At 46.6% G+C, this 13,503-nt stretch carries 12 protein-coding genes; 8 read left to right on the top strand and 4 right to left on the bottom strand.

Annotated elements, in window-relative coordinates; all coding sequences use genetic code 11:
• The 8 genes from QME03_RS03475 to QME03_RS03440 form a co-directional block, all read left to right on the top strand.
• Nucleotides 1–599: IS982 family transposase (locus QME03_RS03475; RefSeq protein WP_281723481.1), on the top strand; the 599-nt coding region annotated here is incomplete at its 5' end.
• A gap of 198 nt (nt 600–797) precedes the next feature.
• Entirely contained in the window at nt 798–1,487 is a 690-nt protein-coding gene (locus tag QME03_RS03470) for a phosphatidylserine decarboxylase family protein (protein WP_281723480.1), read from the top strand.
• Between the two features lie 15 nt (nt 1,488–1,502).
• Entirely contained in the window at nt 1,503–2,225 is a 723-nt protein-coding gene (gene pssA / locus QME03_RS03465; protein ID WP_110369887.1) for a CDP-diacylglycerol--serine O-phosphatidyltransferase, read from the top strand.
• A 2-nt stretch (nt 2,226–2,227) separates the two neighbouring features.
• Nucleotides 2,228–2,506 (top strand): DUF4834 family protein, encoded by a 279-nt coding sequence (locus QME03_RS03460; RefSeq protein ID WP_025815657.1) that lies wholly within the window; start codon nt 2,228–2,230, stop codon nt 2,504–2,506.
• Between the two features lie 58 nt (nt 2,507–2,564).
• Complete coding sequence (gene metF, locus QME03_RS03455; RefSeq protein ID WP_273146300.1) at nt 2,565–3,521, top strand: methylenetetrahydrofolate reductase [NAD(P)H]; 957 nt, start codon at nt 2,565–2,567, stop codon at nt 3,519–3,521.
• Complete coding sequence (gene holB, locus QME03_RS03450) at nt 3,518–4,657, top strand: DNA polymerase III subunit delta' (RefSeq protein WP_281723479.1); 1,140 nt, start codon at nt 3,518–3,520, stop codon at nt 4,655–4,657. The genes metF and holB overlap by 4 nt, the downstream gene beginning before the upstream one ends.
• A 151-nt stretch (nt 4,658–4,808) precedes the next feature.
• Nucleotides 4,809–6,128, top strand: a complete 1,320-nt coding sequence (locus tag QME03_RS03445) for a PSP1 domain-containing protein (protein ID WP_274946903.1) — start codon at nt 4,809–4,811, stop codon at nt 6,126–6,128.
• A 13-nt stretch (nt 6,129–6,141) separates the two neighbouring features.
• Nucleotides 6,142–6,633 (top strand): gliding motility lipoprotein GldH, encoded by a 492-nt coding sequence (locus QME03_RS03440; RefSeq protein ID WP_025815661.1) that lies wholly within the window; start codon nt 6,142–6,144, stop codon nt 6,631–6,633.
• Nucleotides 6,634–7,222: 589 nt separating this feature from the next.
• Here QME03_RS03440 and tsaE read toward each other — a convergent pair.
• From tsaE to QME03_RS03420, 4 genes are all read right to left on the bottom strand, one after another.
• Nucleotides 7,223–7,636, bottom strand: a complete 414-nt coding sequence (gene tsaE, locus QME03_RS03435) for a tRNA (adenosine(37)-N6)-threonylcarbamoyltransferase complex ATPase subunit type 1 TsaE (RefSeq protein ID WP_025815662.1) — start codon at nt 7,634–7,636, stop codon at nt 7,223–7,225.
• Between the two features lie 99 nt (nt 7,637–7,735).
• Complete coding sequence (porX, locus tag QME03_RS03430; RefSeq protein ID WP_281723478.1) at nt 7,736–9,295, bottom strand: T9SS response regulator signal transducer PorX; 1,560 nt, start codon at nt 9,293–9,295, stop codon at nt 7,736–7,738.
• Nucleotides 9,296–9,298: 3 nt separating this feature from the next.
• The gene (gene porW, locus QME03_RS03425; protein WP_281723477.1) at nt 9,299–12,679 is read right to left on the bottom strand and encodes a type IX secretion system periplasmic lipoprotein PorW/SprE; all 3,381 of its coding nucleotides are present in this window, start codon (nt 12,677–12,679) and stop codon (nt 9,299–9,301) included.
• On the bottom strand, nt 12,666–13,493 hold the full coding sequence (locus tag QME03_RS03420) for a metal ABC transporter permease (protein WP_273262921.1): 828 nt from the start codon (nt 13,491–13,493) through the stop codon (nt 12,666–12,668). The genes porW and QME03_RS03420 overlap by 14 nt, the downstream gene beginning before the upstream one ends.
• Nucleotides 13,494–13,503: the final 10 nt, after the last annotated feature.

Raw genomic sequence — 13,503 nt, 5'->3', positions numbered from 1 at the left:
AAATGGACGGTGGGGAAACTCAATTCTTCGTAGATTCCAAGCCGATAGCCGTATGCAGGGTTGCCAGAGGGAAGCGTTGCAAGATGGGGCGAATGGGAGATTTCTCACAAGCACCGGATTTCGGCCTCTGTGCATCTCAAAATATGTATTACTTTGGCTATAAGCTCAATGCACTCTGTGGGTTAAGTGGGGTGATACACTCCTATGACTTGTCAAAGGCCAGCGTGCATGACCTCAATTATATGAAAGATGTCAAGCTGGTCTATCATGACTGTAACATCTATGGCGACAAGGGATATATAGGGGCTGATGTTCAACTCGATCTTTTCCAAACGGCTCACATTAGATTGGAATGTCCATATAGGCTGAACCAAAAGAATTGGAAACCAAAATTAATCCCTTTTGCCAAAGCCAGAAAAAGGATTGAAACTCTCTTCTCACAACTCACAGATCAATTTTTGGTTATCAGGAATTATGCGAAAATAACAAATGGTCTGTTTGCCCGAATAATAGGGAAAATTAGTGCGCTGACCATATTACAATATGTCAACTTTATTAATAACAAACCCATCGGAAGAATTAAATACGCACTAAATTAATTCCGCCAACGGGTTAAGTTTGCATTTATTTTCTTGCGCCAATAGGTTTGTTGTTCTCCAAAAACCTGTAAAACAGCATCCCTTTCTCGTTAAATTTGCCTATTTATCGTTCGAAGTGTGAAGAAAATCTTACACGCACTTGTCTAATGCGTTAAAAATCATTATCTTTGCATCCAAATACAAAAGCAACAACCACCAATGGTCAATAAAATAAAGAAACTAAAGAAGATAAGAATACACCGCGAAGGCACTGAAACACTGCTGCTTGGAGGGGTTATACTGATAGTGGTAGCATCACTTTTATGGATGCTTTTTGAGTGTAAAGTGGCCTTTTGGTCGTTTTTGGTGATATACGGCATACCCTATGGCATCATCATTAACTTCTTTCGCTGTCCCATCCGTGTGTTCAATGGAGAGACAGAGAAGGTGGTGGTGGCTCCTGCCGATGGCAAGATTGTGGTGATTGAAGAAGTAGACGAGAATACCTACTTCCATGATCGCCGTATTATGGTATCTATTTTTATGAGCCTCTTTAATGTACACGCCAACTGGTTCCCAGTTGACGGTAAAGTTAAAATGGTGGAACACAAAGACGGAAACTTTCATAAAGCATGGTTGCCCAAAGCAAGTGAGGAAAACGAACATGCCGATGTGGTGATTACTACCCCCGAAGGCGTGGATATTCTCTGCCGTCAGATTGCTGGAGCCATGGCTCGACGCATTGTTACCTATGCCAAACCAGGTGAAGATTGCTACATCGACGAACATCTAGGTTTTATCAAACTGGGTTCGCGCGTTGACGTGTTCCTGCCTTTGGGCACCGAAATATGCGTAAAGATGGGGCAACTAACCACGGGCGACCAAACCGTTTTGGCCAAGCTTAAATAATAAGGATCACCGCTAATGGCTAACATCATCACACGCCATATACCCAATACTATTACCTGTTGCAACCTTATCTCGGGTTGTGTGGCCATCATGGCTGCCATATACGGCGACCTAAAGCTGGCCATGCTCTTCATTGTGGTTGGAGCAGTGTTCGACTTCTTTGATGGTATGGCAGCTCGCTTACTTCATGTTTCTTCGCCCATTGGTAAAGAACTTGATTCGCTTGCCGATGTCATCACCTTTGGTTTAGCTCCTTCGGTGATGCTTTTTCAAGAACTTTCAATATTAGAATATCCCTTTGGTAGCATTTATCGCTGGCAATTTTCTGGCGTAGTGCCATATGTTGCCTTCCTCATGGCAGCCTTTTCGGCCCTGCGTTTGGCAAAGTTTAATGTAGACGAACGACAGGCAACATCGTTTATCGGATTGCCCACGCCAGCTAATGCCTTATTTTGGGGCTCGCTTCTTTTGGGGCTCGATAGGCAGATGCAAGCCCTTAATTGGGCGCCACTGGCTCTTATCGGCCTAATGTTGTTAAGCTGTTGGTTGTTAGTGGCCGAACTGCCAATGTTTGCACTCAAGTTCAAACAATGGGGATGGAAGGGTAACGAGATAAAATATATCTTCGTGTTGAGCTGTATTCCCTTGCTCATTATATTTAAGGTGTTGGCCTTTGCCATCATCATTGCATGGTATGTGGTGCTTTCTATTTATGTAAATGCCACTAAAAAACAATAGGCATGGAATTTATATTTAAGTCGATAGGTATTGGCTTGCTATCGGTTTTGGTTATTTTGTTGGTGGTTTTTTTATTGGTGTTCAGACGCATCATCAAGTCTGTTCGTCAAGCAATGCGCACATTCAACAATGCCACAGCTACAAATACCAATGCCCAATCAGCACAACGTGCAGGCAAAGAAGGCGAAGTGATTATAGACCATCGCACTTCTGAACGCATAAACCAAAAGATATTTGAACAAAACGAAGGCGAGTATGTAGATTTTATTGAAGAGAAGTAGCTCGCCACCATAAACAAATGTGTAACTGCTCACAAGGCAGTTTTAACACCATATATCAATGAAAGTAAGTGATTTTCTAAATAAAAAGGTGGCTACTAAGGGACTTTCGTTCGAGGTGCTGCCCCCATTAAAAGGCAACGGAACGGCACAACTGTTTCGTACCATTGATAAATTGCGAGAATTTAATCCCAATTACATCAACATAACCACGCACAACAGCGAGTTTGTGTATCGTGAATTGGACAACGGACAATACGAACGCGATCGCATTCGTCGACGCCCTGGAACTATTGCCATTGCTGCTGCCATTCAGCAACGTTATGGCATACCCGTTATTCCGCACGTTATTTGTAGTGGCGCAACGGTTGAAAGTATTGAATACGAATTGCTCGACCTCCAGTTTCTTGGCATTCAAAACCTGCTTTTGCTGCGAGGCGACAAGGCTAGAGACGAACGAATGTTTACGCCAACAGCCAACGGACACGCACACACCACCGACTTGATTGCACAGGTGAACCGATTTAATGAAGGCTTTTTTGCCGATGGCACACCCATGAAGCACCCCGGTGAAAGCTTTGAATATGGCGTGGCTTGCTACCCAGAGAAACACGAGGAAGCGCCCAACCTCGATATGGATATTGATTACTTGCTACAAAAACAACAGCTTGGAGCAACTTATGCCGTAACACAGCTTTTTTACGACAACCAAAAGTTTTTCGACTTCGTGGAAAAGGCTCGCCAAAAGGGGGTTACCATCCCCATCGTGCCTGGCATTAAGCCTTTTGCCAAACTGTCGCAACTTACGGTTATACCCCGCACCTTCCATTGCGACCTGCCCACTGCGCTAGCTAGCGAAATAGTTAAATGTAAAACCGACGACGACGCACGTGCCTTGGGTGTGGAATGGGCAACACAACAGTGTCGCGAACTCTACCAACACGGTGTGCCTGGAATACATTTCTACACGGTGTCGGCAGTTGATTCTATTTATGAAGTGGCCAAAAATATTTTATGAACTGGAACGATGTGATAGGGCAAGACGATGTTAAGCGTAGGCTTATAGGCATGGTGCACCACAATAGGTTGCCTCATGCGCTGTTGTTTTGTGGCCCTTCAGGAAGCGGGAAAATGGCCATGGCTCTGGCTTTCGCATCGTATTTGCTTTGCGAAAACCATGCCCAAGGCAATCAGCCTTGTGGGCAATGCGCCTCGTGTGCCATGATGCGCCGCTTCGAACATCCCGATTTGCATTTTGCGTTTCCCGTTATTCGGCCCGCTGGCACGTCTAGCGAACATAAAATGAGCAGTGAAGACTTTGCACCCGAGTGGCGCGAGATGCTGCAAAAAACACTCTATCCCACGATGGACCTGTGGCTTGAACAAATGGATGCCGCCAACCAACAGGCACAAATGGGCGTGGGCGAAAGCGATTTGTTGATGAAAAGACTCGGCATGAAGTCGAGCCAAGGCGGATATAAAGTGGCTGTGGTGTGGATGGCCGAACGTATGAACCAGGAATGCGCCAATAAATTGCTTAAACTGCTTGAGGAACCACCAGCGCAAACGCTCTTCATCCTTGTGTGTCATGAACCCGAACAGCTACTCGAAACCATCAAAAGCCGAACCCAACGCCTAGACCTGCCACCGATAACTGTGGCCGACATGCAGCAGGCGCTTGTGGAAAGACGCAATATCAACGCCGACGATGCTCGCCGAGTGGCACGACTGGCCAACGGTAGCTGGACTAATGCCCTGGCAGAGCTTAGCGCCGACAACGAAAACAAATTGTTTCTCGACATGTTTATCATGCTCATGAGACTGGCTTATCAACGCAACATCCGCGAATTGCGCCGATGGAGCGATGCCGTGGCTGCTTATGGGCGCGAAAAACAAAAACGAATGCTCACCTATTTTGCTCGCCTGATGCGCGAAAACTTTATGTTTAACTTCGGCATCGACGACCTAGTGTATATGTCTCGAGATGAAGAAAACTTCGCCAAGAACTTCGCTCGCTTTGTTAACGAGCAAAATATTGTGGAGATTTCTGAACTTATAGACCGTTGCATTCGCGACATCTCGCAGAATGCCAATGCCAAAGTGGTGTTCTTCGACTATGCCGTGAACATGATTCTCTATATCAAAAAGGCATAAAGGGCCACCACGAGCTGACCTACATCTTATATAACCTGCTTTAATGGCTGGGATAGGGCCTGGCAATGCCTTCATCAAATTGCACTCTCCGGCACTTCTTCGCACGATAAAGGCGAAGTTTGGGCCGCCAACATATAAACAATACGAACAAATGGATTATAAAAATATGAAATTCAAGGTGGCCAACGGCAGCGACCGCGGACTGTGTTGCGGCGGATGTTGCAGGTCGGACCACCAACTGAATACCTACGACTGGTTGGCCGACGTGGTGAACGACCCCGATAAAACCGACCTTGTTGAGGTGCAATTCAAAAATACACGCAAAGGATATTATCATAATGTGAACAACTTGCAACTCACTAAGGGCGACATCGTGGCAGTAGAAGCAAGTCCTGGACACGATATTGGCGTGGTTACGCTTACGGGAAGACTCGTGGCTTTGCAAATAAAAAAAGCCAACTTGAAGTCGGCCGATGATATCAAACGCATCTACCGACTGGCAAAGCCCGTTGACTTGGATAAGTATGAGGAGGCAAAAAGTCGTGAAAACGACACCATGATACAAAGTCGACAGATAGCAAAAGACCTGGGATTGAAAATGAAAATAGGCGATGTGGAATATCAAGGCGATGGCAATAAGGCCATTTTCTACTATATTGCCGACGAACGCGTAGACTTTAGACAGCTTATTAAGGTGCTGGCCGATACTTTCCACGTGCGTATAGAAATGAAACAGATTGGCGCACGCCAAGAAGCGGGACGTATTGGCGGAACAGGACCTTGTGGAAGAGAACTGTGCTGCGCCACTTGGAACAAAAATTTTGTCTCGGTTAACACCAATGCTGCTCGCTTTCAAGATATTTCGCTTAATCCTCAAAAGCTTGCTGGTATGTGCGGTAAACTCAAATGCTGCCTTAATTACGAAGTAGACAATTACGTGGAGGCTGCTAAACGTATGCCAAGCAAAGAGATTTCGTTACACACGGTAGATGCCGAATACTTTGTTTTCAAAACAGATATTTTGGCGGGTACGGTTACTTACTCTACGGATAAAAACCTTGCGGCCAACCTCGTAACAATCTCGGCCGAGCGAGCTAGAACGGTTATCGAAATGAATAGACGTGGAGAGAAACCTGATGTGCTGGAAGAAGAACGTCACAGAAAACCTGCCGACAAACCCATTGACCTCTTGGCCAATGCCGACCTGAGTAGGTTCGACAAAAACAAACGGCCCAAACGTCAAAACAACAATAAGCAGAAAGCTGATAAACGCGAAGCTGCTGCTCCTCAAAATGGGCAACAACCACGGAAGGAACAACCGCGACAGCGCGAACAGCAGCCCGAAAGACGCAAACAAAAACCACAGCAGCGTGCTCAAGAGGGCAAAAACGATAACAACGCTAATCGGCCCCGCAGAGAAAACCAAAGAAGGCAGGGCTCGCAGCCTGGCAATGGTCAACAGCAGAAATAAGAATAGCAAACCCATGAAGCGTTTATTGTACAGCGCATTGGTGGCCCTTGTGGTCGTCATGATGAGCGCATGCAGCATAGACACCGTCTACCATCGATACAGTCACACATCGGTGAGCGGATGGGAGAAAAACGACACCCTGAAGTTTTATGTGCCTCGGCTACGTCAGGGTGGCGTTTTTGCCCAGCAATTAGACGTGCGCATCAATGGCGCTTACCCTTTTACAGCTGCCACGCTTATTGTTAAGCAGCGCATAGTGCCCGGAAACGCCGTGCTAACCGATACCGTCAATTGCACGTTTAGCAAACCCGATGGCACAAGGCTGACGCGTGGTATCAGCTATTACCAATATAGTTTCCCCATTGCCAAACCCGATTTGCGCGAGGGTGATAGCTTGGTGGTGAGCATTTATCACGATATGAAACGCGATATGCTGCCAGGTATATCCGATGTAGGTCTGCATATCTGTCGTGTTAGCTATTTGCACGATAGGCTGTATAAATAAGGTGTAAGGAGAAAGTGTATAAAACAAAAACGCCACATCCGTATTCTCTCGGGTGTGGCGTTTGTATTTGTGTGGGGATTGCTGTTGCCTCTGTTGTATTGCAGCGCGCAACTGTTTTGCCATATAGCTTAGTGGTAAAACCTAAACCCTGATTTATCGTTAGATTCTGCGCCGATTAAGGAAAAGTAAGCTTAGGTTCAGTCTTTAACTCAAATCTGTTTAGGCTCTAATGGCCGATTGGGATTGAAAAGTGTGCAAGTTCTTTTCTTTGTTTCTTATTTATTGCTGTCTGGTAAAAACTTTTATACGCATAAAAAAGTTTTACCGAGCGCCAATATTTCTTTTAAAGTTTGAGAAAGAATAATGTGGGTTGGTATAATTTGATTAGCGATGTATAGGTTCTGTTAAGAAGAAATATAGATGTGCAGAAGTGAAGAAAACGTATTGTGGTTGGTGATGGCAAAGACGCGAAAAAAAGGGCAAGGCGCAGGGAATAAGAGAATAGTATATAAGAATTGGTGCATATAGGCTTAAAACACCATTGTTATGTACCAATTCTCTATGCACAGAACCCCCAACCGCGTGAGTTTTAAAACGTCACCGTGCGGCTTCCGTCTGTTTGTTCTTCTATTTTCACCTTTATAACATCGAGGGGCAGAATCTCTTCGATGAGTTCGGGCCACTCTAAAAAGCAAAGTGAGCCACTGTAAAAATAGTCTTCGTAGCCCATGTCGTACACCTCTTCGAGTTTTTTAATGCGGTAGAAGTCGAAGTGGAAGATGGGTTTGGGTGTTTGTTCGCTGTGATATTCGTTTACGATGGCGAAGGTTGGCGAGGTGATAACATCAGTAACACCCAGCTCTTCGCAGATGGCTTTGATGAAAGTGGTTTTGCCAGAGCCCATCTTTCCGTAAAAGGCGAACACCTTACCAGTGCTGATATTGTCGATAAATTGTTTGGCCACATGATGTATTTGGGCCAGAGATGTGATTGTAAGTGTCATTATTCGTTATGGGTTTTGTCTTTCCGCGGGTTCGTTTGTCCCTTGGTTAGGCGGTTTAATGCTTATTTATGTGGGTTGTTGTCGCTTCGAAAGGGTTGATTAGCGTCTGCGGCGCATGGTAATCAGAGGCACGAGCATCTCTTCCATGCTTATTCCCCCGTGTTGGAATGTGTCTTTGTAGTACGATACATAATAATTGTAGTTGTTGGGGTAGGCAAAGAAGCTGTTGCCAGTGGCAAACACGTAGCTGGTGCTGATGTTTGGCGATGGCAATTGTGCCTTGTGTGGCTCTTTAATGGTGAACACCTCCTTGGAATTATAGTTGAGGTTTTTGCCCAACTTATAGCGTAGGTTGGTGTTGGTGTTGCGGTCGCCTACAATTTTTACGGGTTTTGATGCGCGTATAGAGCCGTGGTCGGTGGTGAGCACCACGGTGAAATCGCTTTGCGAAAGCCGTTTGAAGAGGTCGGCCAGTATGGAATGGCGGAACCAGCTGATGGTTATGGAGCGGTAAGCCGACTCGTTGTTGGCCAGTTCGCGCACCATGCGCGATTCAGTTCTGGCGTGCGAGAGCATGTCGATGAAGTTGAACACCATCACGTTAAGGTGGTTTTGCGCCAGTTGTGAGAAGTGTTCTAGCAGTTTTTCGGCATCTGCAGAGGTGTTTACTTTGGTGTAACTAAAGGTGTCGCGACGTCGATAACGTTCAATTTGGGTTTTAATGAGCAAGTCTTCGTTGAGATTTTTACCCTCAGCTTCGTCTTCGTCGACCCATAGTTCGGGGAACATTTTGGCGATTTTGTTTGGCATCAAGCCACTGAATATGGCGTTGCGGGCATATTGCGTGGCGGTGGGCAGAATGGAAATATACATGTCTTCGTCGATGTCGAAGAGGTCTCCAATCTCGCTTTCGAGCATTTTCCATTGGTCGTAACGAAAGTTATCGAGCACAACAAGGAACACTTTTTCGCCTTTATCAAGCAAAGGGAAGATGGAATGTTTGAAGAGGTCGGGGCTCATCACAGGGCGTCCGTTGGCAGTGGATGCCCCTTCGGCCACCCAGTTCAAGTAGTTGGTCTTTACGTATTTGGCAAATCCGTTGTTGGCTTCTTCTTTTTGTGTTATTAAAATATCAGCCATGCTGCTGCCCGTGTTGCTTAGTTCGAGTTCCCAGTGCACCAATCGGCGATAGACTTTGCGCCAATCGTCGAGAGTTTTGCAGTCCATTATCTGCATGGAAATGTCTTGGAAGTTTTGCTGATAGCCCGTTTGAGTCACTTCAGAAACAATCTCTTTTCGGTGAATATTTTTCTTTAGCGTGAGCAAAATTTGGCTAGGGTTAACAGGCTTGATAAGATAATCGGCTATTTTAGAGCCAATGGCCTGTTCCATAATATTCTCTTCTTCGCTTTTGGTGCACATCACCACAGGTGTGGCGGGCTGTATCTCTTTGATGCGTTGCAGCGTTTCGAGTCCCGAAATGCCAGGCATCATCTCGTCTAGCATGATGAGGTCGAAGTTACGTTGTGTGCATTGGTCTAATGCATCCATGCCATTGGTGACGGTAACTACCTCGTAACCTTTTTTTTCTAAAAATATGATGTGAGCCTTGAGTAGTTCAATCTCGTCATCGGCCCATAAAATCAGTCCGTTGTTCATTGTCTAAAATCCTTCTAAATCGTAATACTCATCATCGGGGTCGTTGTTTTTTTGTTTCTGCTTTGCAGGCGTTTTGTTGTTGTCTCGCTTAGCGCTAGAGGTCTTTTTTGTTTCGGGTTTCTTGCTCTTTTTATCCAAGTCGTCTTTAAAGTCAATGCCCGTATCCTCTTTTTTATCAGTCTTTGTAGGCTGCTTTTGGGTTTTGGTCTCTGTCTTGGTTGGCGTTTTGCCTTTTGACTGCGTGGGGGGATTTGTAGTTTTTGCTTTTGGCGTGGCCGATTGCTGCACCTTTGGGGTGGCAGTAGAAGAGCCTTGTTGTGCCTTAGGCTTGCTTGGTGCAGGGTCTTCAATCACGATTGTGCCATCGTCGGGTTGCTTTTGGGGTTGTTTGGGCGTTTCAATCACGGTGGCATCGTTGTTGCTTTTGTTTGTTGCCCTTTGGTTGTTAGCACCTTGTTTGGGTTCGTCGGCGATGGGGTAGGTGTCGTCTTCGCGTTGCAAAGGCGTCTTTTCGTCGGGCACAATCAAATCGTTGTCCAGCGCGCGGTCTACCTCTTCGACGGTGGGGAGTCTTACAGGCGCTTCGGGTTGCACCACTTCGGTCGGTTCGTTGAGCAACTGGAAGGTGCTAACCTTTAGCGGTGCAAAGTGTTTGGCGTAATATTGGTCGTAGTCGTCGAAACTAAATTCCTTGCCAAGTAGGCGCATGTTGTCTTCGCTAATAACGATAGAACGCCCATTTTTCAGCTTTTTAGTAATGGCCGTTTGCCGTTGAAGTTGGCGAGCATATTGCAAGGCCTCGTCGAAATTACGAAAACCGCTCACGGTCATTAAGCGTAACTCGTTGTCGGTTTCGGTACGTATCTCGAAGTTTCGCACCAGATAGTTGGTGAAATTATATTTAGCCAAGGCAAAAAGCAGTTGGTTTTCGTTCACCGAGTCGGGCTGATAGGCCAGCACGAAGAGGAAATTGGCGTTGCGATCGTTGCTAAACTGTTTACCTTTAAGACTATCTTCAGCGTTGGCGGCAGCCGTTCGGCGTTGCCAAACATTGTTAAGGTCGAACCCGCCCGCCTGTACTTGCTTGCCAGCCATTATGCCATTAACAATCATGGCAGCCATTTTACTGAGTTCGCTTTGCGGATATTGTTGCACCAGTGTTTGCAGACCTGAGGTGCAAGCATCGATGTTGCCATCGTGAAGCATAGCTAAAGCCTCCACAAAGAGGAATTTATCGCGATTGGCACCATGCTTAAACTTGGTGGCCGACACTTGTGCATTGCGCCTAACAGTATTGTAGTCTTCGGCTTTAAAGGCATCGTAGGTGGCGGCATAGATAGAATCTTCAATATGTTCGCCACGTTGAGCGTTGGCAAAATAATATGGGTCGTTAACCAGTTCGGTAAGTTCGTGTTTGGGATAATGCTGCTTGAGCAAGTTGGAGTAGTGTTGTGCGGTGTTTTTTTCGCCCTTTTGCATGTAGAGCAAAAATAAGTGATAATACACCTGTGGCATCTTATCGAAGTGTGGATAAGCGTTGGTGAGTCTGCGTAAGGCCTTCTCAGAGAGGTTGAGAAGGTTGAGTTTATCTTTGAAAATAACGCCCGAGTGGAACAGCCCCTCGGTAAGAAGTTGGTCGGAAGCCTGGCGTTGTTCGGTTGTGAAAGGGATTTGGGCCAGATAGTATTCGCGTTTGTGGGGGTTGTTACCAGCAGTTTGCAAGGCACGTTGCATGGAGTCGCGGCGCGTTTCTTCGGCCACGAGCGAGTCTCTTTGTGCTTGTGGCATCTCGTTAGGAGCATTGTTCAGAGCCACGGCCGCTTTATTTAGTCGTTGCCAGTTATCAATATTGTCTCGTTTTCCCCATTGTTTTTCGAAAGCCGCTTTGCCTTGGCTCACAGTAATGGGATTGTAGAAATACCATCCGCCACCTTGTTGTGAGCGTTGGGCGGGTGTCTGATTGTTTGAAATACTTGACGAGCCACTGTTTTGAGCAATGGTTTGTATAGCAGTCTCTTGGTCTTGTGCGTCGCGTTCCTCTTTTTCTTTCTTTTTAAGAGCAGCTATAACGCGGTCGATGGCAGCGTTGCGTTCTGGTTCGGCCATTGTGGCAAGGCGTTGGAGTGAGTCTTGCAGTTGCACCGCTTCAATGTGAGGCACAAGCTCGTCGAGCACTTTCGAACGTTGCGAAAGCACTTCATAGTCGGTTCGTTCCTTGTCTAGCATGCCTAAGGCCTCGTTGTAGCATCGGCGAGCATCGGCAAAACGTTGTTTTTGCCAATACACATTGCCGAGTTTAAGCATCAGCACCCCCTTTTCAATGCCGCTTCGTGTGGCACGTTTTCCTCCGTTTTCGTAGGCCAAAATGGCGTTAGCCGTGTCGCCTTGAGCAAGGTATATGTTACCAATGGCGTAAAACACTTGGTCGAGATAGTCGCGATTATTGTCGTTGGTAGCCATTCGTCGCAGCTTGGCGATCATCTTTTTGGCTTGTCCTTGCGCTAGAACCTCGGTTTGTGCGATGCGTGCATTGAAGTCGAGTTCGTAAGAAGCGTGCATCGATGCCGCTTTTTTAAATGCCTTATAAGCTGCATCGCGGTTGCCTACAAGTCTTTGCAGCTGCCCCATCAAGAACCATTGGCGCGCCTTTTGTTTGCGTCGCATCTCATGTTTAATAACCTTTTGAAGATAGCTGATGGCTTTAGGCCACTCTTGCGCATGCAGATGATAGAGTGTGTGGGTGTAATCCCACTCTTTCACTGCGCGCCAGTCCATCGAGTCGCGGCTCATATTGCGGATAACATCTTCGGCATCGTACATCCATCCTTGCTGTATATAGGTTTTGGCTAGCCAGGCTCTGGCCTTGGCATAGATGTGTGGTTGAGTGCGATAGAGTCGAGCCATGTACGAGAATGTGGAAGCAGCCTGGTCGAAGTCGCCTTTATGAAATTGCGAACGGCCCATGAGCATCCACACGCGCCACATAAAGGGGTTGTATTCTTTTCGGTTTAGCCATTCGATGTCTCGTTGGGTTTTGCGCCTACTCTTGTCCCAAGTGGGGCGTCGCTTAATACTATGCAGCTGAATAGCCTTTTCGCTTTTGAGTATGGCTCGTTCGAAATTGCCTTTCCCCAGTTCTTTGCTATTTTTATTGCTCACCGTATATAGTGGTAGTAGCTCGGTGTAGTTATCATGATTGCCTGTTTCTTTCTCTAGCATACCATCGATGTAGGCCATGTTTCCGTTGTAGTAAACATTATAGCGCGTGTTAAACGACTGCCACCATCTACTGCGTGCCGTGTTCTTACTGGCTGAACAGGCGGCGAGCAGCAGCACAAGGGCGAGCCACAATGCAAGGCTATATGTGAATTTAACGGGTTTCAAGTTGGCGTTGGCGTTTTTTTAGTACAACATTTGCTACCTTCAACAGAAGGTAGACCAGAATACTAACAAAGATGATGGATGCACCTGAGGGAACATTGAGTGTATAAGAAAGAGCCAACCCCAGAAGGCAATCGGTCCAACCGATGGCAATGCTCCAAGCAATCATGCGCTTGAAGTTGTGGGTTATGACGTTGGCCGACATCTGTGGGATGGTTAGCAAACTGATGCTAAGCACAATACCCACCATGCGAAGCGTGGCCACGATGGTTAAGGCAATGAGCGTCATCATGAGATACTCAACAAACGCCACGGGTAAACGCTGAGAACGGGCAAAATTGGCATCGAAGGCCACACTTAATATGGTGCGATAGAGTAGCGCAAACACAGCGATGACCACCACAAGCAATGCGGTGAGTAGCCAAAGGTCGGCTTGCCCTACGGTGAGAATACTGCCAAAGAGAAAAGAAGGGAGGTCGGGCATGAAGCCCGGAGATAAGAAACAGCAGATGATACCAAGACTCATGCCGAACGTCCAGAAAACAGCGATGGCCGAATCTTCGCGTACATCGCCCCTATGCGTCATCCATTGCACACCGAAGGCACTGAGAACAGAAAACACCATGGCCGAGAGTATGGGGTTGACACCAAAGTAAACGCCCAAGCCGATGCCACCAAACGAGGCATGAGTGATGCCGCCACTGATGAATACCAGTCGCCTTGTAACAATGTAAGTGCCGATAAACCCGCACAGCACACTAGCCAAGAGCGAGCCTAAGAGGGCGTTCTGGAAGAAAGAATACGCTAATATGTCCATTTAAAAAACT

The sequence above is a fragment of the Hoylesella shahii genome (assembly GCF_937990675.1).
GTDB lineage: Bacteria > Bacteroidota > Bacteroidia > Bacteroidales > Bacteroidaceae > Prevotella > Prevotella shahii.
The sequence above is the reverse complement of the archived record's forward strand: the minus strand, read 5'-3'. Positions and strand labels throughout refer to the sequence as shown.